Source organism: Micromonospora sp. WMMC415 (assembly GCF_009707425.1).
Classification (GTDB): Bacteria; Actinomycetota; Actinomycetes; order Mycobacteriales; family Micromonosporaceae; genus Micromonospora.
Genome location: NZ_CP046104.1, coordinates 2,050,724 through 2,072,640 on the forward strand (window position 1 = coordinate 2,050,724; position 21,917 = coordinate 2,072,640).

The 21,917-nt window shown below is 73.0% G+C and carries 16 protein-coding genes and 1 pseudogene; 9 read left to right on the forward strand and 8 right to left on the reverse strand.

All coding sequences use genetic code 11. The annotated features are described in order from the left end of the window. Nucleotides 1-32 precede the first annotated feature (32 nt). Nucleotides 33-1,121: pseudogene (locus GKC29_RS09975) on the forward strand (arginase family protein); the annotation flags it as partial. A 509-nt stretch (nt 1,122-1,630) separates the two neighbouring features. On the opposite strand, the gene GKC29_RS09980 reads toward GKC29_RS09975, so the two are convergent. Then, on the reverse strand, nt 1,631-3,589 hold the full coding sequence (locus GKC29_RS09980; protein WP_155330553.1) for a penicillin-binding transpeptidase domain-containing protein: 1,959 nt from the start codon (nt 3,587-3,589) through the stop codon (nt 1,631-1,633). Nucleotides 3,590-3,877: 288 nt separating this feature from the next. Here GKC29_RS09980 and GKC29_RS09985 point away from each other — a divergent pair, with 288 nt between their 5' ends. Further along, the gene (locus tag GKC29_RS09985) at nt 3,878-8,932 is read left to right on the forward strand and encodes an NAD-glutamate dehydrogenase (protein WP_155330554.1); all 5,055 of its coding nucleotides are present in this window, start codon (nt 3,878-3,880) and stop codon (nt 8,930-8,932) included. Nucleotides 8,933-8,990: 58 nt separating this feature from the next. Here GKC29_RS09985 and GKC29_RS09990 read toward each other — a convergent pair whose 3' ends face one another. Then, complete coding sequence (locus tag GKC29_RS09990; RefSeq protein WP_155330555.1) at nt 8,991-9,740, reverse strand: class F sortase; 750 nt, start codon at nt 9,738-9,740, stop codon at nt 8,991-8,993. 1 nt (nt 9,741) lies between these two features. Next, a complete protein-coding gene (locus GKC29_RS09995) occupies nt 9,742-10,911 on the reverse strand; it encodes a hypothetical protein (protein WP_155330556.1) in 1,170 nt (389 codons plus the stop codon). A gap of 536 nt (nt 10,912-11,447) precedes the next feature. Here GKC29_RS09995 and GKC29_RS10000 point away from each other — a divergent pair. Continuing rightward, on the forward strand, nt 11,448-13,241 hold the full coding sequence (locus GKC29_RS10000; RefSeq protein ID WP_155330557.1) for a glycoside hydrolase family 6 protein: 1,794 nt from the start codon (nt 11,448-11,450) through the stop codon (nt 13,239-13,241). A 163-nt stretch (nt 13,242-13,404) separates the two neighbouring features. Here the strand turns inward: GKC29_RS10000 and GKC29_RS10005 are convergent, their stop codons facing one another. The 5 genes from GKC29_RS10005 to GKC29_RS10025 form a co-directional block, all read right to left on the reverse strand. Then, nucleotides 13,405-13,788, reverse strand: a complete 384-nt coding sequence (locus GKC29_RS10005) for a hypothetical protein (protein ID WP_155330558.1) — start codon at nt 13,786-13,788, stop codon at nt 13,405-13,407. 106 nt (nt 13,789-13,894) lie between these two features. Continuing rightward, entirely contained in the window at nt 13,895-14,974 is a 1,080-nt protein-coding gene (locus GKC29_RS10010) for a hypothetical protein (protein WP_155330559.1), read from the reverse strand. Nucleotides 14,975-14,984: 10 nt separating this feature from the next. Beyond that, nucleotides 14,985-15,695, reverse strand: coding sequence for a hypothetical protein (locus GKC29_RS10015; RefSeq protein ID WP_230688978.1), 711 nt, complete (start codon nt 15,693-15,695; stop codon nt 14,985-14,987). Nucleotides 15,696-15,936: 241 nt separating this feature from the next. Then, nucleotides 15,937-16,125: a DUF397 domain-containing protein gene (locus GKC29_RS10020; RefSeq protein ID WP_155330560.1), complete on the reverse strand. Its 189-nt coding sequence runs from the start codon at nt 16,123-16,125 to the stop codon at nt 15,937-15,939. Next, nucleotides 16,112-16,909 (reverse strand): helix-turn-helix transcriptional regulator, encoded by a 798-nt coding sequence (locus tag GKC29_RS10025; protein WP_155330561.1) that lies wholly within the window; start codon nt 16,907-16,909, stop codon nt 16,112-16,114. Before GKC29_RS10025 ends, GKC29_RS10020 begins: the two co-directional genes overlap by 14 nt. Before the next feature lie 226 nt (nt 16,910-17,135). Between GKC29_RS10025 and GKC29_RS10030 the strand changes: the two genes are divergently transcribed. From GKC29_RS10030 to GKC29_RS10055, 6 genes are all read left to right on the forward strand, one after another. Next, complete coding sequence (locus tag GKC29_RS10030) at nt 17,136-17,312, forward strand: hypothetical protein (protein ID WP_155330562.1); 177 nt, start codon at nt 17,136-17,138, stop codon at nt 17,310-17,312. Continuing rightward, a complete protein-coding gene (locus tag GKC29_RS10035; RefSeq protein ID WP_155330563.1) occupies nt 17,309-17,635 on the forward strand; it encodes a hypothetical protein in 327 nt (108 codons plus the stop codon). Before GKC29_RS10030 ends, GKC29_RS10035 begins: the two co-directional genes overlap by 4 nt. A gap of 272 nt (nt 17,636-17,907) precedes the next feature. After that, nucleotides 17,908-20,421: a nitrate- and nitrite sensing domain-containing protein gene (locus tag GKC29_RS10040; protein ID WP_155330564.1), complete on the forward strand. Its 2,514-nt coding sequence runs from the start codon at nt 17,908-17,910 to the stop codon at nt 20,419-20,421. After that, the gene (locus GKC29_RS10045) at nt 20,418-20,843 is read left to right on the forward strand and encodes a roadblock/LC7 domain-containing protein (protein WP_196255846.1); all 426 of its coding nucleotides are present in this window, start codon (nt 20,418-20,420) and stop codon (nt 20,841-20,843) included. The genes GKC29_RS10040 and GKC29_RS10045 overlap by 4 nt, the downstream gene beginning before the upstream one ends. After that, on the forward strand, nt 20,833-21,219 hold the full coding sequence (locus GKC29_RS10050; RefSeq protein ID WP_155330566.1) for a DUF742 domain-containing protein: 387 nt from the start codon (nt 20,833-20,835) through the stop codon (nt 21,217-21,219). The genes GKC29_RS10045 and GKC29_RS10050 overlap by 11 nt, the downstream gene beginning before the upstream one ends. Beyond that, nucleotides 21,200-21,802 carry an ATP/GTP-binding protein gene (locus tag GKC29_RS10055; RefSeq protein WP_155330567.1) on the forward strand — a complete coding sequence of 201 codons (603 nt, stop codon included), beginning with the start codon at nt 21,200-21,202 and terminating at the stop codon, nt 21,800-21,802. The genes GKC29_RS10050 and GKC29_RS10055 overlap by 20 nt, the downstream gene beginning before the upstream one ends. The last annotated feature ends 115 nt before the right edge of the window (nt 21,803-21,917 follow it).

A 21,917-nucleotide genomic window follows, 5' to 3' on the forward strand; every position in this document is an offset into this window, starting at 1 on the left:
GGCCCGCTCCGACACCTCGAGGACGGGAGCCCATGATGCGCCGGATCGCCGTCCTCGACGCGCCCAGCAACCTGGGCCTGCGCCCGCCCACGCCCACCTCGGTGCCGGGCTGCGCCAAGGCCCCCGGCGCCCTGCGCGACCACGGGCTGCTCGCCCGGCTCCGCGCGCGTGACGCCGGCTGCCTGACCCCGCCCCGGTACGACCCCGGCGACTGGCGGCCCGGCGACGGCGTGTGCCACGCCCATGAGATCGCCGACTACTCGGTGGCGCTCGCCGAACGGATCGGGGCGATCATCGACCGGGGGGAGTTCCCGCTGGTGCTCGGCGGCGACTGCTCGGTGCTGCTCGGCTCGGCGCTGGCGATGCACCGGCTCGGCGAGGCGGTCGGCGGCCGGATCGGGCTGGTCTTCGTCGACGGCCACTCCGACTTCCGGCACCCGGGCAACGCCTCGTACGTCGGCGCGGCGGCCGGCGAGGACCTGGCTCTGGTCACCGGCCGGGGGCAGGCCGACCTGGCGGCCATCGAGGGGCGGCGCCCGTACTTCCGGGACATCGACGTGGTGGTGCTGGGCATCCGCGCGCAGGACGAGTACCGGCTCGACCTCCAGGCCGCCGGGATCACCACCCGGCCGGTGCCGGCGCTGCGCGCCGAGGGCGCGGCCCGCACCGCCCAGTGGGCGCACGAGCAACTCGCCGACTGCGCCGGCTACTGGGTGCACGTCGACGTGGACGTGCTCGACCCGGCGGTGATGCCGGCGGTCGACGCCCCCGATCCCGGCGGCATCGCCTTCGCCGAGTTGGAGATCCTGCTCGCCGGCCTGGTCGACACCCCGCACTGCCTCGGCGTCGAGCTGACCGTCTTCGACCCCGACTACGACCCGGACGGGTCGTACGCCGCCGAGATCGTCAACACTCTCGTGGCCGGTCTGCGGCCGGTCTCCGCGCCGGGATCGGTGCCGCCCCGGCTGCTGCCCGAGGCACCCGCCGCTCCCGCCCCACGGCGGGGTACGGCCCGGCCCACGGCCGACCCGGAATCCCTGCCCGCGCCCGGGCCCGGGCTCCTGGGCGACCGGGAGGACGCCCGGCGGGAGTCGGCGCCCGTTCCCGAGCCGCGCGCCGACGGGCGGGAGTCGCCGGCCGTTCCCCAATCGCGTGTCGACGGGCGGGAGTCACCGGCCGTTCCCGAGCCTCGCGTCGACCCGCGGACGTTGCCGGCGGTTGCCGGGCTGCGCACCGACCGGCGGGAGCAGCCGGCCGTTCCCAAGGACGACCGGCGGGAGCGGCCCGGCGTGCCGGAGATCCCGCCCGCCGACCGGCTGGAGCCGGTCGGGCCGCCCGCCTCGGCCGGGCCCGGCCTGCTGCGCCGTACGCTGCCGCCGGGCTTCGACCCGGGCGGTGACGGCCGGCCGGCGACCGACGACGACCCGCCGCAGGCGGCGGCCGGCGCCGTCTGACCGCTCTCCGTCCGCCGCTGGCGGAATGATCGACTCGACGCCGCCGGCACGGCGGTGTCCCCCGCGTGGGACACCGCCGTACCGGCGGCACGGTGTGGACCGCCGTTCGCCGGCGGGCAGCGCCGACCCGGGTCCCTCGCGGTCGGGCGCGGGGGGCCCGGTCGTCGGGCCGGCGGTCAGCGGGGGAGGGCGCGGAGGAAGCGCTCGGCGATGGGGGCCGCCGTGCCGCTGCCGGAGCCGCCCCGCTCGACGAAGACCGCGAAGGCGACGTCGCCCTGCCAGCCCACGAACCAGGCGTGCGTGTTCGCCGGGTTGTCGTCGTACTCGGCGGTGCCCGTCTTGCCGTGGACCGGGCCGCCAGGCACGTCGGCCAGGGCACTGCCGCTGCCGGCCGTGACCACCTCGCGCATCATCGCCCGTACCGCGGTCAGCGACTCGGCCTTCAGCTCCGGCCCGTCGGCGGCCGGCTTCGCCGGGGCCGGGTCGAGCACGAGTTTCGGCTGGACGAACCGGCCGCGGGCGACCGCCGCGGTGGCGGAGGCCATGGCCAGCGGGCTCACCACCGTGGTGCCCTGGCCGATGGCCGCGGCGGCCTGCTCGGTCGGGCCGCCGTTCGCCGAGACCTTGCCCGAGAACGCGTCCAGGCCGACGTCCCAGGTGGCCTCCAGGCCCAGCGCGCGGCCGGTGACGGCGAGCCCGTCGGCGCCGAGCTGCGGCGCCAGCGCCACGAAGGCCGTGTTGCAGGACTTCGCGAAGTCGGTGCGGAACGGGACCGATCCGAGCGCGAAGTCGTCCGAGTTCTTGAAGGACCGGCCGTCGACCTCGCGGGTCTTGGGGCACTCCACCGGCTGGTCCGGCGTGACCGCGCCCCGGTCGAGCAGGGCCAGCGCGCTGACCATCTTGAAGGTGGAGCCGGGCGGGACCTGGGCGGTGAAGGCCAGGTTCTCCCCGGCCGGGCCGGGGCCGTTGGCGGCGGCGAGCACGGCGCCGTCGCTGATGCGGACCGCCACCAGGGCCGCGCGTCGCTTCTCGGCGCTCAGCGCGGTGTCGGCGGCCTTCTGCGTCGCGACGTCGAGCGTGGTCTTCAGGGGCTCGCCCGGGCGGAACTCCCGGCGGAACAGTTCGGTGCCGGTGGGGGTCAGGGTGCCCTCCGGGCCGGGGCGGTAGACGACGACGGTGAGGCCCGGGGTGCCGCGCAGCCGCTCGTCGTACCGGCCCTGGAGGCCGCCGTGGCCCACCAGGTCGCCACGCGCGTACCGGTCGGGGTGTTTGGCCAGGTCGTCGGCCTGCGCCGGGTCGACCGTGCCGAGCGCCGCGCGGGCGAACTCGCGGGTCGGCGCGAGGTCCAGCTTGTCGGTCGGGAAGCGGGTGCCGGGCAGCTCGTAGATGCGGGGCTTGATCTGCCGGTACGCCTCGTCGCGCAGCGTGACGACCTCGACCCGCGCGTCGGGCTTGGCCTCGGCGAGGCGCTTCGGAAGGTCGGACAGGTCCACCGGCGGGACGAGCGCCGGCCGGATCGCCTTGAACGCCGCGTCGAGTTTCCGGACCACGCCGGGTACGTCCTTCACCTCCTGCGGCACGAGGGAGACCCGGACCACCGGCCGGGGCGCCACCAGCGGCTGGCCGGCCGCGTCCAGCACCGTCGCCCGGGGACCGGACTCCCGGCGCAGCCCCAGCCGGTCGCCCCGGGTGAGCTGCTCGTGGACGACCTGCGGCTCCCAGATCACCTGCCACTCGTCGTCGCCGCCCCGGGCGAGCCGCACCGGACGGTCGTACGCCCAGCGGGTGTCGCCGGGCAGCGTCCACTCGACGCGTACGGTGGCGGTCGCGGTGCCCGACGTGACCGTCGGCTCGCCGGTACGGCGCAGCTCCGGCGGGGTGGCCGCCAGCTCACCGGAGAGCTCCTTGATCTCCCGCGTGACGTCGGCGGCCGGCACCCGCGCGCCGGTGGCGTCGACGAAGCCGACGGCTTGGAGGTCCCCGGAACGCCAGCCCTTCAGGAAGGCGTCCACGCTGCGGGCCGGCCCGTCCTCGCCCGAGCAGGCGGTGAGCCCGCCGGCGACGAGCAGGGCTGCGGTGAGGAGCGCGTACGAAGAACGTGACGGATGGTGACGGCGGCGGTACGACAGGCGCATGGAACGATCCCCCGAGGTCTGGACTTCCTGCACCGTAGTACGCCCCCGCCGTCCGCATCGTCCCCGCTCGGGGCGGGTTGGCGGAAAGACGGACCCGTGACGGTGTGATGAACAACCCGCGGCGGGGTATCCCGGGACGGGCCAACCGCGTACCCGCAACCAGGTGAAAGGACGACAGTCCCGATCCGGACGTCCGCACTGTGGTCCGCCGACCAAGGCGCGTTTCGGCAGGGCCTAGGCTGGCGGCAGAGTGACCCACAACGCGGTGGGTCGAGGGGAGTGGCACCGATGGACCGGCGTCCGGCTACTAAACCGGGACCCGATCTCCGGCAGGTTGACACCAGCCGGGACGACAACTTCGATTCGGCAACCGATTCCGACGGCTACGGCGAGGTCGACACCGGCGTGACCGGTCTGACCGGTTCGAGCGTCGACACGATCTACGACCTGGGCCTGCCCGCCGACGCGCTGGCCGAGGACGTGGAGGACGCGGAACTCGACGAACCGGTACCCAACGCGGAGCGCCTGGTGGCCCAGGCGGTCGCGCTCGCCGGCGACGATCATGACCTGGCGACCCTGGTCAGCCGCTACTGGCGGTTCGCGCCGGACGAGGAGCTGATCGGCTTCACCGCCGAGGAGATGATCGACGCGGCCCGCACCCACCGGGAGTTGGCCGAGCAGCGGGTACCGGGCGAGCTGAAGTTGCGGATCCACTCACCCGACACCGACCAGCACCACACGGTCGTGGAGATCGTCACCGACGACATGCCGTTCCTGGTGGACTCGGTGACCGCCCTGCTCAACTCGCACCACCTCGACGTGCACCTGCTGGTCCACCCGCTGCTGGTGGTCCGGCGCGAGCCGCTCGGCCGGCTGGTCGAGGTGGCCGCCGACGTGGAGCCCGACGACGCGATCGCCGGTGACCTGGTCGAGAGCTGGATGCGGATCGAGATCGACCCGGTCCGGGACGCCGGCGAGCGGGACACGCTGCGCCGGGAGCTCCAGCGGGTGCTGACCGACGTGCGCGAGGCGGTGGAGGACTGGCCGAAGATGCGCCAGCGCGCCCTGGCCCTCGCCGACGAGCTGGCCGCCGCCCGCACCAGCGACAACCGACCGCCGGTGCCGGAGAAGGACATCACCGACTCGGTCGAGCTGCTGCGCTGGCTCGCCCACGACCACTTCACGTTCCTCGGGTACCGGGAGTACCGCCTGGTGGACGCGCCCGGCGCGGGCGACGGCAAGGCGTTGCAGGCCGTCCTCGGCACCGGCCTCGGCATCCTGCGCTCGGACTCCACGGAGGCCCGGGCGCTGGCGTCGATGACGCCGGAGGCGCACGAGAAGGTCACCGAGAAGCGCCTGCTGATCATCACCAAGGCGAACTCGCGGGCCACCGTGCACCGCTCCGCGTACCTCGACTACATCGGCTTCAAGGTGTTCGACGAGGCCGGCGAGGTGGTCGGAGAGCGCCGCTTCCTCGGCCTGTTCTCCACCGCCGCGTACCGCACCAGCGTGCGTGAGCTGCCGGTGGTCCGGCGCAAGGTGGCGGAGGTGCTCGACCGGTCCGGCCTGAGCCAGCGCAGCCACTCCGGCAAGGACCTGCTCCAGATCCTGGAGACCTACCCGCGCGACGAGCTGTTCCAGATCAAGACCGACGACCTGTACCACGCGGTGATCGGTGTGCTGCGCATGGCCGGTCGTCGGCAGCTGCGGGTGTTCCTGCGGCGGGACGCGTACGGCCGGTTCATCTCCTGCCTGATCTACCTGCCCCGGGACCGGTTCACCACGCAGAACCGCCTCCGCATGCAGGACATCCTGCTGCGGGAGCTGAACGGTGTCGGGGTGGACTACACCACCCGGGTCACCGAGTCGATGCTCGCCCGGGTGCACTTCATCGTCCGCACCGACCCGACCAAGCCGCCGGGTGACATCGACGCCGACCTGCTCGCCGAGGAGCTGGCCGACGCCACCCGCCTCTGGGACGACGACTACCGGCTGGTACTGGAGCGCAAGCTCGGCGACGAGCAGGCCAAGCACCTGTTCGCCCGGTACACCGACGCCTTCCCCGAGGGCTACAAGGACGGGCACACGCCGTACGAGGCGATGAAGGACCTGGCGAAGCTGGAGCTGCTGGAGGAGCCCGGCCAGCTGGAGATGCACCTGTTCCGCAAGCAGGTGGCGCCGCGCGCCGGCCGTGGCGCGGACGTCGACGAGTCGATGGACGTGCGGTTCAAGGTCTACCGGTACGGCGAGCCGATGATGCTGTCGGCGGTGCTCCCGGTGCTGCACTCGCTCGGCGTGAAGGTGGTCGACGAGCACCCGTACGAGGTGGAGCGCGTCGACGGCCGGATCTGGCTGTACGACTTCGGCCTGCGACTGCCCGAGGGGCACCACGACCTGGCCGAGGTGCGCCCGCACGTGGAGAACGCGTTCGCGGCGGCCTGGCGCGGCGAGGCCGAGGTGGACGGGTTCAACGAGCTGGTCCTGCGCGGCGGCCTCACCTGGCGGCAGGTGGTCGTGCTGCGGGCGTACGCGAAGTACCTGCGGCAGGCCGGCACGGTCTTCTCGCAGGACTACATGGAGTCCACCTTCATCGCGTACCCGCGGGTCGCGGCCCTGCTGGTGCGGCTCTTCGAGGTCCGGTTCGCGCCGGGGGCGATGGGTGCCGAGCAGCGCCAGCAGCAGAGCAAGGAGCTGGTGAGCGAGATCCACGCCGCGCTCGACGACGTGGCCAGCCTCGACCAGGACCGGATCCTCCGGTCGTTCCTGACGCTGATGCAGGCCACGCTGCGGACCAGCTTCTACCAGAAGCGCGCCGACGGGCGGCCGAAGGCGTACGTGGCGGTGAAGCTCGACCCGCAGGCGATCCCGGACCTGCCGGCACCCCGGCCCAAGTTCGAGATCTTCGTGTACTCGCCCCGCTTCGAGGGCGTGCACCTGCGCTTCGGGCCGGTGGCCCGTGGCGGTCTGCGCTGGTCCGACCGGCGCGAGGACTTCCGGACCGAGGTGCTCGGCCTGGTCAAGGCGCAGATGGTGAAGAACGCGGTGATCGTGCCGGTCGGCGCGAAGGGCGGCTTCGTGCTCAAGCAGAAGCCGGGCGACCGGGACGAGGCGGTGGTCTGCTACAAGGAGTTCGTCTCCGCGCTGCTGGACGTCACCGACAACATCCTCAGCGGCGAGATCGTGCCGCCGGAGGACGTGGTCCGGCACGACGGCGACGACCCGTACATGGTGGTCGCCGCCGACAAGGGCACGGCGACGTTCTCCGACATCGCCAACGAGATCTCCACCGCGCACACCTTCTGGCTGGGCGACGCGTTCGCCTCCGGCGGGTCCGCCGGCTACGACCACAAGAAGATGGGCATCACCGCCCGCGGCGCGTGGGAGTCGGTGAAGCGGCACTTCCGTGAGCTGGGGCACGACACCCAGACGCAGGACTTCACCGCCGTCGGCGTCGGCGACATGTCCGGCGACGTGTTCGGTAACGGGATGCTGCTGTCGAAGCACATCCGGCTGGTGGCCGCGTTCGACCACCGGCACATCTTCCTCGACCCGGATCCGGACGCCGCCACCTCCTGGGAGGAGCGCAAGCGGCTGTTCGACCTGCCCCGGTCGTCCTGGGAGGACTACAACCCCGAGCTGATCTCGGCGGGCGGCGGGGTGCACCCGCGTACGGCCAAGTCCGTGCCGATCACGCCGCAGGTCCGGGCGGTGCTCGGCCTCGACGACGACGTCACCCAGATGTCGCCGCAGGAGCTGATGAAGGCGATCCTGACCGCGCCGGTCGACCTGTTCTGGAACGGCGGCATCGGCACCTACGTGAAGGCGTCCAGCCAGACCAACGCGGAGGTGGGCGACAAGTCCAACGACGCGATCCGGGTCAACGGCAAGGACCTGCGCTGCCGGGTGATCGGCGAGGGCGGCAACCTGGGCTTCACCCAGCACGGGCGGATCGAGTACGCCCTGGCGGGCGGCCGGATCTACACCGACTTCATCGACAACGCGGCCGGGGTGGACTGCTCCGACCACGAGGTGAACATCAAGATCCTGCTGAACACGGCGGTCGCCGACGGGGAGCTGACCGTCGCCGAGCGGGACGAGCTGCTCGCCCAGATGACCGACGAGGTCGCCGACCTGGTGCTGCGGGACAACTACGACCAGGCCCGGGCGATCAACAACGCCCAGGCCCAGGCCGCGTCCCTGCTCCCGGTGCACCGGCGGATGATCAGCGAGCTGGAGCGGTCCGGGGCGCTGGACCGCGCGCTGGAGGCCCTGCCGCCGGACGAGGAACTCGCGATCCGGACCGAGTCGGGCCTGACCGCGCCGGAGTTCGCGGTGCTGCTCGCGTACGTGAAGATCGCGCTGGAGAAGGAGATCCTGACCGAGGGGCTCCCGGACGAGGAGTGGACGACCGACGTCCTGGTCAACTACTTCCCCACCCCGATGCGGGAGCGGTTCGCCGACCGGATGGGCCGGCACCGGCTGCGCCGGGACATCGTCACGACGTTGCTGGTCAACGAGGCGATCAACCGGGGCGGCATCTCGTTCGTCTTCCGGGTCGTCGAGGAGACCGCCGCCAGCGCCGCCGACGTGATCCGCGCGTACGTCGTGGTCCGCGAGGTGTTCGGGCTGCGTGACCTGTGGGCCGCGGTGGAGGCCCTCGACGACAGGATCGCCCCCGAGCTCCAGACGGGTGTCTACCTGGACACCCGGCGGCTGCTCGACCGGGCGGTGCGGTGGCTGGTGACCAACCGCCGGTCGCCGATCGACGTGCCGGCGGAGATCGCCCGTCTGCGCGACGGGGTGGCCCGCCTCCTGCCCGGGATGGAGACCCTCTTCTACGGCAGCGAGCGGGAGGCCATCGCGGCGCACATCGACTCGATGGCCGCCAAGGGCCTGCCGCGGGACCTCGCCGAGCACGCCGTCCGGCTGATGTACAGCTTCGGCCTGCTCGACGTGGTGGAGACGGCGGCGAGCAGTGGCCGGGACGTGGGCGAGGTGGCGTCGGTCTACTTCGTGCTCTCCGACCGGTTCCGGGTGGACTCGCTGCTGTCGAAGATCTCCCTGCTGCCGAGGGAGGACCGCTGGCAGACCCTCGCGCGGATGGCGTTGCGCTACGACCTGTACGCGGCGCTGGCCGCGCTCACCGCCGAGGTGCTGGACTCCACGCCGGACACCCTGCCGCCGCACGAGAGGGTGCACCAGTGGGAGCAGTCGAACGCGACCTCCATCCACCGGGCACAACGGGCGATGGGGGAGTTCGACGAATCCCGCGCCGACCTGGCGGCCCTGTCGGTGCTGCTGCGCCAGATCCGGACGCTGGTGCGAACCTCCGCGGCCTCGTGATGCCGCACGCGACCCGGCGGTCGGCTCGTCCGACCGCCGGGCCGCGTCGCACCGCGCGTCATTCCGCCCGGCTGGCGAAGACGACGATGTTGTCGGGGTAGCTGCCGGCGGTCCGGTCGAAGATGCCGCCGCAGGTCACCACCCGTAGCCCGACCTTGTCGGTGGGGCCGTAGACCTGCTCGGTGGGGAAGGCGGTCTTCGGGTACGCCTTCACCGACTCGACGGTGAAGCCGACCTGCCGCCCGTCGGCCCGGGTGACGTCGATCCGGTCACCCGGCTGCAATGCGCCGAGGGAGAAGAAGACCGCCGGGCCCATCGCGGCCGAGTCGACGTGCCCGACGATCACCGAGTTGCCGACCTCGCCCGGGCTGGGTCCCGGCTCGTACCAGCCGGCCAGGTGTGCCTGCTTCAGAGGAGGCACCTCGACCGTTCCGTCCGGGTTGGTCCCGAGCTTCATGATCGACGCGTCGACGTCGATCCGGGGAATGGCGATCCGGGTGGGGGCGGACCGGGGCAGTCCGGCGGGGGTCGGCGCAGCGACCACGTCCGGATCGCCGCCCTCGGCCGGATCGCCGCCCTCGGCCGGAAGGTCGGCCTCGATCGGGCCGGCGGCGTCGGGCTCGGCCTCGACCGGGCCGCTGGAGGCGGGTCCGGCCTGGGCGAGCGGCTGTGGGGGCCGGGGAGCGGGGGCGTCCTTGAGCGAGGCCCCGATCAGGCCCGAGCCCACCATGGCGAGCAGGACGACGACCGCGGCGCCGGCGGCACGCCACGGAAACCCGTGACGGCCGCCGGCGCGTGTCGTCGTCATGTCAGACGAGAGCACCGTCGGTCCGACGCCGGCGCAGCAGCACCAGGCCACCCAGGGCGGCGGCACCGAGCAGGCCCGCCCCACCGGCGGCCAGGCCCTGGTCGGTGCCGGCGGTCATGCCACCGTCACCGCCGTCGACCCCGCCCTTGGGGAATACCACCAGCTTGCCATCGCCGCAGGAGCCCTCGATCTTGTAGACGCCCGGCTTGGCCCACTTGTCGACCTTGGCCTCGCCGTAGTAGACGAAGTCCTTCTTGTGCTCCCACCGGTCCTTGCCGTGGTCCTTGGACTTCTCGTCGTCGTGGCGCTTGTCGTCGTCGTGCCGCTTGTCGTCGTGCCGCTTGTCGTCGTCGTGCCGCTTGCCGTCGTGCCGCTTGTCGTCGTCGTGCCGCTTGTCGTCGTCGTGCCGCTTGCCGTCGTGCCGCTTGTCGTCGTCGTGCCGCTTGTCGTCGTGCCGCTTGTCGTCGTCGTGCCGCTTGTCGTCCTCGCGCTTCTTGTCGTCCTCGTGGCCCTTCCAGTCACGGCCCTCCGCGTCCTGGCCGTACTCGTCGCCCTTCCAGTCCTTGCGGTCCTTCCCGTGCTCCGAGTCGTCGGCAGCGCCGCCCCCGTAGCCGTCGGGCCGCATGGTGATGGTCTCGTCCGGCTCGGGACGCTTGTCGTCCTTGCCGTCCTTGCGGTGGTCGTCCTTCTTCCAGTCGTCCTTCTTGTCGTCGTGCCGCTTGTCGTCGTGCCGCTTGTCGTCGTGGCGCTTGTCGTCGTCGTGCCGCTTGTCGTCGTGGCGCTTGTCGTCGTCGTGGCGCTTGTCGTCGTCGTGGCGCTTGTCGTCGTGGCGCTTGTCGTCGTGGCGCTTGTCGTCGTGGCGCTTGTCGTCGTGGCGCTTGTCGTCGTCGTGCCGCTTGTCGTCCTTGTCGTGCTTGACCGGCTCGAGCTTGACCTTGCCGGTCACCTTCGACCAGGCGAACGCGTGCTTCTGCGGCTCCTCGCAGATCTGCAGCAGCTTGACCTTCTCACCCGGCTTGACGACGTGCGGCTTGGCGATGACCTTGCCGTCCTTGTCGTTGCGGTGGTGGTCGTGGTCGTCCGCGAACGCGATCCCTGGCGTGAATACGAGCAGGGAGGCGCCACCGAGAGCGGCACCCGCTACGACCTTCCCGAGCATCTTGTTTGCCATGACCTGCGTCACTCCATCCCTCTTGTCCTGGACTCGGCGACAACCGAGCTACGCCCGACGTTAGACCGATTCACGACGTATGAAGGGAAAGATTCGTCTTTTCCACTTTGTGGAGGTCACGGGCGGTAGGGCCGGTACGACCGGTACCGGGACCGACCGCCGATGTTGCCGGTTCCCGGGGCGTTCCAGACCTGTTGGGAGGTGCCGACGCCGGCCGGGGCGGATGGGGGAAACGTCCCCGCGCCACCGGACCGACAGCCATCGGGGCATTGCTATGGAAGCGCTCCCATGCAAGAATCGTCGAACGCGGGGAGCCACGCACCGCGCATCGGCAGGGAGTCGAGGGCAACCGGTCCGCCGGACGACGATCCCGCCGGCCGACCGTCGTAGCGTCGCCGGTCCGGCACACCACCACCGCCCGTCCGGGTCGGGCACCCCCGAACACATCCCCGATGGCGCCGGTAGGCCGTCCGTGCCCGCCGGGCCGTTCCGCCGGGCCGCTTGCGGTCCCGGTCTCGCCCAAGGAGATCTGTGGCATGAATGTGTGGAGAAGGCTCTCCGGCCCACGCCGGGCCCTCGCGCTCACCGGCGCGGGCGCCCTGGTCGCGGGCGGGCTGGTGACGCTACCGGTCACCACGGCCCACGCGGCGACGCAGTGCGAGGTGTCGTACACGACCAACGACTGGCCGGGTGGGTTCACCGCGACCGTCAACATCAGGAACATCGGTGACGCGCTCAACGGGTGGACGCTCGGCTTCACGTTCCCCAACAGCTCGCAGCGGGTGGTGCAGGGCTGGTCGGCCCGGTACGCCCAGTCCGGCCAGAACGTCACGGCGCAGAACGAGTCGTACAACGGCTCGGTGGCCAGTGGCGCCACCGTGAGCATCGGGTTCAACGGCTCGTGGAGCGGCAGCAACCCGAAGCCGACCTCGTTCACCCTCAACGGGGTCACCTGCAACGGCGGTGGCGGACCCACCACCCCGCCGCCCACCACCCCTCCGCCGACGACCCCACCGCCCACGACGCCGCCGCCGACCACCCCGCCGCCCACGACACCGCCGCCCGGCGGTCCCCGGGTCGACAACCCGTACCTGAACGCCCGGGGGTACGTGAACCCGGAGTGGAAGGCCAAGGCCGAGTCGGTGTCCGGCGGCAACCGGGTCTCGAACAACCCGACCGCCGTCTGGCTGGACCGGATCGCCGCCATCAACGGCACCCCGGACAGCAGCTCGAACGGCGCCATGGGTGTACGGGACCACCTGGACGCGGCGCTCGCGCAGGGCGCCAACTACATCCAGTTCGTCATCTACAACCTGCCCGGCCGGGACTGCGCCGCACTGGCCTCCAACGGTGAACTGGGCCCGGACGAACTGCCGCGCTACAAGGCCGAGTACATCGACCCGATCGCCGCGATCCAGGGTGACGCGAAGTACCGGAACCTGCGGATCATCAACATCATCGAGATCGACTCGCTGCCGAACCTGGTGACCAACACCTCCGGCAACCCGGGCGGCACCGCGATGTGCGACACCGTGAAGGCCAACGGCGCGTACGTCAACGGCGTCGGGTACGCCCTCGCCAAGCTGGGCGCCGTCCCCAACGTCTACAACTACATCGACGCCGCGCACCACGGCTGGATCGGCTGGGACAGCAACTTCGGCCCCACCGCCGACATGCTGAAGTCGGCGGCCGTCGCCTCCGGCAGCACCGTGGCCAACGTGCACGGCTTCATCGTCAACACCGCCAACTACTCGGCGCTGCGCGAGCCGTACGTCCGGATCACCGACACGGTGAACGGTCAGACGGTGCGGCAGTCCAAGTGGGTGGACTGGAACCAGTACGTCGACGAGCTGTCGTTCGCCCAGGCGTTCCGGAACAAGCTGGTCCAGGTCGGCTTCGACGCCAACATCGGCATGCTGATCGACACGTCCCGCAACGGCTGGGGCGGCACCGCCCGGCCGACCGGCTCCGGCCCGTCGACCAGCGTGGACGCGTACGTCGACGGTGGCCGGGTCGACCGCCGGATCCACGCCGGCAACTGGTGCAACCAGTCCGGCGCCGGACTGGGCGAGCGGCCGAAGGCCGCGCCGGAGCCGGGCATCGACGCGTACGTGTGGGTCAAGCCCCCGGGCGAGTCGGACGGCTCCAGCAAGGAGATCCCGAACAACGAGGGCAAGGGCTTCGACCGCATGTGCGACCCGACGTACGGCGGCAACCCCCGCAACGGCAACAACGCGACCGGCGCGCTGCCCGACGCGCCGATCTCCGGGGCCTGGTTCCCGGCGCAGTTCCAGCAGCTCATGCAGAACGCGTACCCGCCGCTGTCCTGACCTCCGGCGCCCACCCGCCGCTGGACTCAGGTGAGGCGCTCCAGCGGCAGGTTCCCCGGGCCCCTGGTCCGACCGTCCCGGTCGGGCCAGGGGCCCCCTCGTGCGTGCCGGCCCGCCGGTACCGGCGCCGGCCGCGGCCTGCCGGCGGGCGTGGCCCGGCCGGTCAGGGGACCGTACGTTCGATCGCCGCCTGGCCCAGCTCGGCCAGATCCCGGCGGGCCTTCTCGATGTTCTCCGGCGTCAGGTCCTGACCGCGCGCGGCCACCAGGTCCTCCGGCTCCCAGGGCTGCTCGGCGCCGGTGCGGATGTTGTCCGCGCCGGCGCCCGTGCCGGTGCCGGTCGCGCCGGTGCCGGCGGCGTACGGGTCGCCGATGATGTCGTCCGGCCCGCCACCTCCGATCGGGCGGTCGCCAGGCTCGGTGAAGGCCGGATTGTCCCGATCGGCGGCGCCGCCCGTCATCAACTGGGGGACCCCCGTGTCGTCCTCGACCGCCGCGGCCACCTCGGGGCTCTCCTCCAGCGGTCGGTCCCGGTCACGATCGGTCATGGTGTCGCCCTCCTGTCCGCACGCGCGTTCGCTACCTCCTCGCGTACCCCGTGCGGCGGACGCCATGCGCGGACCGGCCCGGCCGGTCCGCGCATGCCGCGACACCTCAGCGGCCGAGCACCCGGTCCAGGAAGTCCCGGTACTGCCGTACCGCCATCCGCAGCTGCTCGGTGTCCGCCGAGCCGGCGTCCTGCCAGGCACCGAGCTTCTGCTTCTGCGCCGACAGGGCCGAGGCGAGCGCCTGAATGGCCTCGTCCACCAGCGCCTGGGCCTCGCCGGCCGCCGCGCGCGGGTCGTCGACGAAGCGTAGCTGGACGTCCCGCCAGCGGTCGCGGAAACCCTGCGCCTCGCCGGTGTCGAAGAGCGTCGCCGGCTCGGCCGCCACCGTCGACCCGGCCGGCCGGGCCGTCCCGGCCGCCCCGAGCGAGCCGGTCGTGCCGGCACCGGCGGCGTCGATGTCGGCCCTCGTGCCGGCCAGCGTCGGGTCCGCGTCGGGGGAGACGGAGTCCGGGTCGACCATGCTCGGGGTCGCGCTGCCGTACCCGGTCGCGCCGGCCGCGGCGGCGTCCGGGTCGCCACCCCAGGTCGTGAGGTCGGCGCGCCGCTCCGGCCGGCCCTCGGTGGCGCCCGGCGGCACCACGGTCGCCGTGCCCGTCGCCCCGTCACCGTCGAACGCCGCCGCCCGCTCGTGCCGGCGCTCCTCCCAGCCCGGGCCACCGCGGAACTCGGCGGTCGGGTCCGCGCGCCAACCCTCGCGCTCGCCCCTCTCGGCGCCGTCGCCGGGCCGGGCGGTCGATTCCGTCCGCGGGTCCGGCTCGTCCTCCGGCCGGCCGCTGGCCAGGGCGGACGCGGCGACCGCACCGCCCACGGTGGTGGCGCCGAAGGCGGTCGGCACCGGACCGGGCTCGTGGAACTCCGGGCGCCTCTCGGCATCGGCCCGCCGGTCCCGGTCGCGGTCGCCGGCGTTCCGGTCGTCGTCGCCCGTGTCCCGGTCGCCGGTGACCCGCGGATCGTCGAACGTCCCGCGGTCGTCGAGGGCGTCCTCGGGCACCTCCGTCCGGTCCGCCGGGTCGGCCTTGCCGCCCGTGTCGGTCTTGCCGGCGCTGTCATCCGGCGGTGGCACCGGTACGGGTGCGGAGCGTACGGCCTCCGGGTGGTCGGTCGCCTGCTGCTCGTCCTGACGCATGGTGGTCTCCTCAGCGGCTCGTGACGTCTGGGCGCTCGGGGTCCCGCTGCTCCGGCAGGCGGTGCCCGGCCGGCTGCTCGGCGTGGGCGGGGTGTCCGTCCGGCTCGTCGGTGGTCGTGCGCTGCGCGGCCGGCTGTTCGGCGTGAGGGCGGTGTCCGTCGGGTTCGTCGGTGGTCGTGCCCTGCCCGACCGGGTCCTCGCCGAGCAGGTCGGCGAAGAGCGCCCGGTAGTGGACGACGGCCTGGCGGAGCTCCTCGGTGCTCGCCTCGCCACGCGAGTTGCGCAGGTGGATCTCGTGGGCGTCGCGGTAGTGGGTCAGCGTGCGGGCGTGCTCGACGGAGAGGTGGGCGATCTGGTCGGAGAAGTCACCGGTCGGGTAGCCCCGCTCGGCGACGAGCCGGGTGACCAGTTCGTCCGCCTCGCCGACGGTCTCCCCCGGGGAGTCGACGAAGCGGACCTGGAGTTCCTCCCAGGCGGCGGCGTACCGGGCCCGGTTCTCGGGGGAGAGGGGGACGAGGGTCAGCTCGGCGTGGCGGCGCTCCCGGTCGCGTAGCTCCCGCTCGGCGGCCGTGCGGCTGTCCTGTTCCGCGACGAGACGGTCGTACTCGGGACCGAACCGGGACCGCAAAGCCCGGCGGCGGGCGTACGTCCGGCCCGCGACGGCCAGTGCCACGATCACCAGTACGACGACGACTATGACGATTACCTGCGTGGGCGACATGGCTCCTCCTTCGCCCCCGGTATTCCCTCTTCCTGCTGATCGCCAATCCCGATCCGGGGCACTTTCCTCGCCGAGCGGTGAAACGTCCCGCTCCGGGCGTTTCCGGAGCCGGGCGCGGCCGTCTCGTGTCGGGATCTTGGAGGGAAACGGCCCCTGGAAGGGCCGAAATCTTCCAAGATCTTCCGATTGGCATGGAGAGGCCCCCCAGCCTCGCGCTTGGGGGCCTGTCCGTGCGGTTCGGTCAGTGCTGCTTGGCGAACCGGACGAACGCCCTCCAGGTCGCCGGCCCGAAGGCGAGCACGGGGCCCGCCGGGTCCTTGCTGTCGCGGACGGCCACCACGCCGGGCAGGTTGTCAGCCACCTCGACGCACTCGCCGCCTGCCGAGGTGCTCCGCGTGGACGTCCGCCACCGGGCGTTACTGAGGTCCATGCTGGCTCTCTACTTCCTTGACCAGGGCGACCGACATCGCTTCGGGAAGGGCCGCGCCGCGCACGCCTTCCCACCTGGCCAGAAGCGTAGCCACTTTTTCCTCGGTGCCAACCGCCGCACTGCCGGCCTGGTGGTCGAGACATCCGACCCAGCCGCCGTCCGGCAGCATCGCCAAAGCCAGCGGCCCGTCCAGGCCGATGTACAGGCCGGCGCCCGCCGGGACGACATGGATGTGGACGTAGGGCAGCTCGGCCATGCGCAGCAGGTGGGCGAGCTGCTCCCCCATGATGGCGTCGGCCCGGCGCAGCACGGACTCGTCGATCACGGCGACGACCTGGGGCGGGTGCTCCCGGTTCAGGATCTCCTGCCGCTCCAGCCGGGCGGCCAGGTGTTGCTCGACCTCCTGCTCCGGGCGGGTGTCGACGAGCCGGAACACCGCGCGGGCGTAGTTCTCCGTCTGGAACAGGCCCGGGATCAACAGTGGGTTGAAATACCGGAGCTGCTGGGCTTCGCGCTCGGCTTCCAGCCAGGGCTTGAACCAGGTCGGCAGGCTGTCCCGCTGCGCCGACCGCAGCAGGGACTCGAAGAGGCCGCCCGTTCCCAGGATCTCGTCGGCCCGCCGGGCGTACGGCAGGTCGATCGGCCGGGTTCCGGTCTCCACAGCGGACACCGTCGACGCCGAGTAGTTCGCGCGCTTGCCGAACTCCTCCTGGTTCATGCCGACCAGCGTCCGCTGCCTACGGAGCTGGGCGCGGATCAGATCGGCGTTCTGCTCGCCTTCCACCGGACCTCCAGAGAGCCGTCAAGATCGCCAGCCGTCGCCAGTCGGCGCGGGTGATCCCCAGACCCCCGCCGTGACCTGCGTCGATGCCTTTCGAGGGTAGCGGTGTCCTCAGCAGACTGTCACCCATGCGGACCCGCTCCGCCGAGGGGTGAGGTGGGGCGGGTCCTGCCGGGGCCGCCCCGCACCCCCGGGCGGGGCGGCCCTTCCCACCGTCGAGGAGGTCGATGTGCGTATCAGCTGGTTCCGGTGCCGGAGCGGAGAACCGCCGGAGCTGCCGCAACGGGTTCGGGGCCGGAACCTGCCGGCCTGGATGACCGAGCCGACCCAGGCGTACCCCCGGCCCGGCCGCGCCGGCTGGCTGACCCCCGCCCAGCGGTGGCGGGCGAACGGAGGCCGGTGGTGATCTTCGCCCAGCTTCCGCAGCCCCGACTCGGGCCGCACCCCGAGCATCCCCGCTACCGCACCGAAACCAGACCCCCGCACATCCCGTTGCGACCGATGTGGGCGTGCCGGTCGTGCGGTCAGCCGTGGCCGTGCGCCGAAGCCCGGCTCCTGCTGAAGGCCGAGTTCGAGGGCAGGATGCCCAGCCTCTCCATCTATCTCGCCGGTCTGCTCTACGAGGCCATGCACGACCTCTACCACCTCAACCCGCACGACGGGCCACGCCCGCGCGAGCTGTTCGACCGGTTCGTCGCGTGGGGGCCGTTCCGCAGGTCGGGCGTTTAGGGGAGAGGACAGCCAGCGTCTCCTCGGTCGGCGGCCGTCGGAGCTGACCCGCCGGCACCGTCCACGGTGCGGAGTCGCGCGCCGGGGGACAGCCGCGAGTCCGTACCGCCTGCGGCACGATGGACGGACGGTAGTGCAACCGGCGCTGATTACGTATCCTGCCCAAGGCGTCCGTCGATGGCGTCCCGGCGCCACCGCCGGGTGCGCTGCGCCGGGCGTTGCCCGGCCGGCGCCGGCACCCCCGCAGCCACACCTTCCGGGCGAGGTCTTGAGTGAACACCCGCGACTGGCCGATCCGCTCCAAGCTGACCGCGCTGGTCGTGGTGCCGGTGACCGCCCTGCTCGCGCTCTGGATCTTCGCCGTCACGCTCACCTTCGGGCCCGCGCTGGACCTGCTCTCCGCCCGGACGCTCCTGTACGACCTCGGCCGGCCCGGTGACGCCGTCGTGGTCGAGCTGCAACGCGAGCGCCGCCTCTCGGTGATCCACCTGTCGACCGACCAGGCCCAGCCCGGCCTCGCGGAGCAGCGGCGCCGGACCGACCGGGCGGTCTCCGAGCTGCTCCGCCGGATCAACGGTGAGGAGCTGCGCGACGCCGCCGACGACCTGCTGGACGAGCGCCTGGACGATCTCGTCGTCGCCCTGGAGGCGTTGCCCGCCGGTCGTGAGTTCATCGACCGGCGGGCGGTGGACCGCTCCGGTGCGCTCGGCCTCTACAGCGGCATGATCTCGTCGGCGTTCTTCGCGTACGAGGGGATGGCCGCGCTGCCGGACCCGGAACTCAACCGCCAGGCGTTGGCGATCACCGCGCTCGGCCGTGCCCGGGAACTGCTCGGCCAGACCGACGCTCTGCTGGCCGGGGCGTTCGTCTCCGGTCGACTCGCCGACGACGAGCACACCCGGCTCGTGCAGACCATCGGCAACCAGCGGCTGCTGGTGGAGGCCGCGGTGGCGGACCTGCCCGAGGCGGCTCACAGGGCGTACCAGCGGTTGACCGAGCAGGCGGCGTTCTCTCGGCTGCGCGCCATGCAGGACGCGCTGGTCACCACCGATGGCCGCCGCCCCCAGGTGGCGGCGGACGCCTGGCGGACCGACTACGACACCGTCCAGCAGTCCCTGCGCGAGTTCGAGCTGACCCAGGCCGACGGCCTCGCCGAACGGTCGGTGCCCACCGCCGTGGGCATCCTGGTCCGGCTCGCGGCCGCCGGGGTGCTGGGCCTGGTCGCCGTCGTCGTCTCGCTCGTCGTGGCGCTGCGGGTCGGTCGCTCCTTCGCGTACCGGCTCGTCCGCGTCCGCACCGTGCTGGAACGGGCGGAACGCCGGCTGCCCGGCGTGGTGGCGCGGATGCGGCGCGGCGAGGAGGTGGACGTCGCCCGCGAGGCGCCGTCGCTGGAGTACGGCGCGGACGAGATCGGCCAGGTGGGGCGGGCGTTCACCTCCGTGCAGCGGACCGCCATCCGGGCCGCCGAGGACGAGGTCAACCTGCGACGGGGCCTCAACGAGGTGTTCCTGAACATCGCGCGGCGCAGCCAGGGCCTCGTGCACCGGCAGCTCGCCCTGCTCGACCGGATGGAACGGCGTACGGAGAACCCGGACGAGCTGGCCGAGCTGTTCCGGGTCGACCACCTGGCGACGCGCCTGCGCCGGCACGCCGAGGACCTGGTGATCCTGGCCGGCGCGGCGCCCGGCCGCGGGTGGCGCAACCCGGTCGCGATGGTCGACCTGATCCGGGGGGCGATCTCCGAGGTCGAGGCGTACGACCGGGTGGACATCGCCGACGTCCAGCCCGCGGGTGTGACCGGCCGCGTCGTGGGCGACCTGATCCACCTGCTCGCCGAACTGGTCGAGAACGCGACGGCGTTCTCCCCACCGGGCACCCGGGTCCTGGTCTCCGGCCAGCGGTTGCCCAACGGCTACGCCGTGGAGGTCACCGACCGGGGGCTCGGCATGCCGAGCGAGGCGTTGGAGGACGTCAACCGCCGCCTGGCGTCCTCGCCCGAGTTCGACCCGACCCGCACGGCCCGCCTCGGCCTGTTCGTGGTGGCCCGGCTGGCCGCCCGGCACGGGGTACGGGTCCGGCTCCGCCCGTCCGACGGTGCCGGCCTGACCGCCGTGGTCCTCGTCCCGAACGACCTGGTCACCGAGGAGCCGCCGCTGCTGCCCGCAAAGTCGTCGGACCCGGGGCGGGACGGGCGGCGGGCCGGCCGGCGGGAGACGCTCCCGCGTCCCCCGCGCCCGCGTGCCCCGGAGGCGGCCACGTCCCTTCCCGCCGACGCCCAGCCCGGTGGCGGCCCGGCTCGGGCGGAGGTGGCCGGTGAGATCGACGGGCTGCCCCGCCGGGTCCGCCACCGCGGCCCGGTCACGCCACTCCGTGCCCCCGTCCGGAAACGGACGGCCGGCGACGTGACGGACCACGGCGAAGCCGGTGTGCCCGACCCGACGGTCACCACGGCCCCGCCCGGGCACGAGGGCGGCGACCCGCCGGCCGACGGCGCCCCGCGCGGCGGGGTGGCGCCGACCACCGCCGCGGACGTGACGGATCCGGGCGAGACGACCGTCGAGGTCCGCCGGCCGGCGGTGGACGGTCCCACGCTCCGGCAACCCGCCGTCGGCGGCCCCGCCTGGTGGGCGCCGGTGGCCGACCCGACCCCGCGAACCCCGGAGGAGGCGCGGCGGGTCATGTCGGCCCTGCAGGCCGGCACCGCCCGGGGACGGGCGGCCGCCGGCCCCCGGGGCGCGGCGTCGGCGGACCCTGAACACCCGACCGTGACTGAGAGGGACGCGTGATGCTGCATTCGACGAGGCAGAGTGCCGGTCTCGACTGGTTGCTCGACGAGTTGGTGGAGCGGGTGCCGTCCGCGCGCCAGGCGGTGGTCCTCTCCGCCGACGGGCTGCTGCTCGGCGCGTCCGCCGGGCAGGAGCGGGCGGACGCGGAGCACCTCTGCGCGCTGGCGTCCGGCTTCTCCAGCCTGGCCCGGGGCGCGAGCCGGCACGTCGCGGGTGGCCCGGTCCGGCAGACGGTCGTCGAGATGGAGTCGGCGTACGTCTTCGTGACCGCGGCCGGGCAGGGCGCCTGCCTGGCGGTGGTGAGCGACGCCGACGCCGACATCGGGCTGGTGGCGTACGAGATGGCGATGCTCGTCACCCGCGTCGGGGAGAACATGAGCGCCCCGGCCCGGTCCACGACGGGCACCGGCGATGCGGGCTGAGGGGGGCAGACGCCACGAGTGGCTGGACGACGACGCCGGCCCGGTGGTGCGCCCCTACACCCTGACCGGGGGTCGCGTCCGGTCCGCCGTCGACGGCTTCGACCTGGTCGCGTACGTGGTGGCCGAGCCGGACGCCGACCCGGCCGCGCACCCGGACCTGCACCCCGAGCACCGGAGGCTGGTGGCGCTGGCCGGTCGCCCGGTGCCGGTGGCGGAACTCGCGGCCGACCTCGACCTCGCGGTCGGGGTGGTCCGCGTGCTGCTCGGCGACCTCGTGGACCGGGGACTGGTGACGGTGCACCAGCCCCCGACCGCCCCGTACCTGCCCGACAACGACATCCTCAAGGCGGTGGTCAGTGGACTCCGTGCGCTCTGACCTGGCGAGAACCGGTACGCGTATCCCGGTCGCGCTGAAGATCCTCATCGCCGGGGGCTTCGGCGCCGGGAAGACCACGCTGGTGAGTGCGTTGAGCGAGGTCCGGCCGCTCCAGACGGAGGAGGTGCTGACCGGCGCCGGCATCGGCACCGACGACCTCTCCGGCGTGGAGACGAAGTCCACGACGACGGTGGCGATGGACTTCGGTCGGATCACCATCAACGAGGACCTCCAGGTCTACCTGTTCGGCACGCCGGGGCAGGACCGGTTCTGGTTTCTCTGGGACGAGTTGGCGTTCGGGGCGCTCGGCGCGGTGGTGCTCGCCGACACCCGGCGGTTGGCCGACTGCTTCCCGTCGATCGACTACTTCGAGCAGCGCGGCATCCCGTTCGTGGTGGGGGTCAACTGCTTCGACGGGGCGCGCCGGTTCGGCCTGCAGACCGTACGCCAGGCGCTGGACCTGGACCCGGACGTGCCGTTGCTGCTCTGCGACGCGCGGGACCGGCAGTCGGGCAAGCAGGCGCTGATCGCGCTCGTCGAGCACGTGGCGCGCCAGCGTGGCGAGCCGGTGCCGACCGCCTGAGGCGGCCCCCGCTTCCGCCGTCGGCCTGAGGCCGGCCCGCCGTCGGCCTGAGGCCGCCCCGCCGCCGGCCACCCGTCGGAAATCGAGGGTGGACTTCGGGCGTGACAAGGCGGCG